This window comes from Bartonella sp. AP57NXGY (assembly GCF_042195805.1).
Lineage (GTDB): Bacteria > Pseudomonadota > Alphaproteobacteria > Rhizobiales > Rhizobiaceae > Bartonella.
In genome coordinates, this window is record NZ_JBHIOZ010000303.1 from 1 (window position 1) to 1,272 (window position 1,272).

Here is a 1,272-nt window from a genome sequence, read left to right on the forward strand (position 1 = left end):
AGCGTGCCCCCAACACCCCCCGATTGGGGCTTTGGTAAAGGGAGCCCCTCAGCAAGTTCCCCCGCATTATTGAGATCGACTGTTGGTGTAAAGAGAGCGCCAGCTCCAGGCAAACCACTTAAGGACTCCAGTGGATTGCCTCCAACGGTTTTTGCCTCAAAATGCGCATCCCCTGTAATCGAACCTTCCGCTGCCTCGTTGTGGAGTTGATCGACCACCAAATTCAAAATGCCACCCGCTTGAACAAGACCAGGAACAGTATCGAGAACTTCTGAATTGATATGGCGAAAACCATCATTATTTATTATATCTAAAGCAACATTTCGGCTTCCATCAGCGTTATAAGCATAACAATAAGCATCCGTATTAGCCTGACAACCCATATAGGTGTTTTTATAAGCTGTTGCACCTAAATTGGTCAGCACATTGGCGTGGATATCGGCGTTTCCCCCTGCTTCTATAATGCTATAATGGTTGTCAATGGTATCAGCGTTAATAATAAGATTGCCGTGAGACTGTATCATTCCTTGACGAGTAGGCGAAAATTCTTGCGTGACAGTTTTCTGTATCATGTGAGATAAATTATTCCATCGGTACCCTTGAAAAAAGCGAACTTTCACTCTCTTCATTCCAAGTAAATGCCTTGTATACTATCCCATCTTCTAAAGTTATCTTACCATAAGTTGCCTCTTTGTTAGGCAAAGAATTTTTAAAGTGAAAATCACATGTGTTTCCCGAACATTCAACTTCCTCATAGGAAACGGCCCATATTTCTATCCCCAACTCATTTGCTATACTTGTTGTATGATACAAAATCGCATTTTCAATTGAATCAAAGCGTTCTGGTTTTTGGAAAGAAATATCGCTATATTCCGTTTTTTCTGTGATGACAGGCGTGCTATCGGCTTCGTTTTTCAGGGTGTTGGTTTGGATATTTAAGTTTCCACCAACTTGAATAAAGCCCGCTTTGTTAACAAGGGAAAGGCTTTTTCCTGTGCCTTCTGCATTGGTGAAAGATAAATCACCTTCTGCCATTATAGTGCCAAAATCATTCAACAAAGCCCCATCAACTTGTAAAGCACCATTGCCCTTCACATAAATTAAACCCGTTTTGTTGTTGGTCACATCCCCCGTCACGCTAAAGACTAAATCCTGCCCCGATGCCAATTGACCGCTATTTCCAAGCTCCCCCGTTTTGATCACGAAATCTCGTGCTGCTAAAACAGACGTTGTCTCATCAACCATAACGCTTGGAGCAATAAAGAGAATATC

Annotated in this window: 1 pseudogene; it reads right to left on the bottom strand. The window is 42.4% G+C overall.

From position 1 onward, the window contains the following. Positions 1-1,272, bottom strand: a pseudogene (locus ACFIL8_RS10505) (filamentous hemagglutinin); the annotation flags it as partial.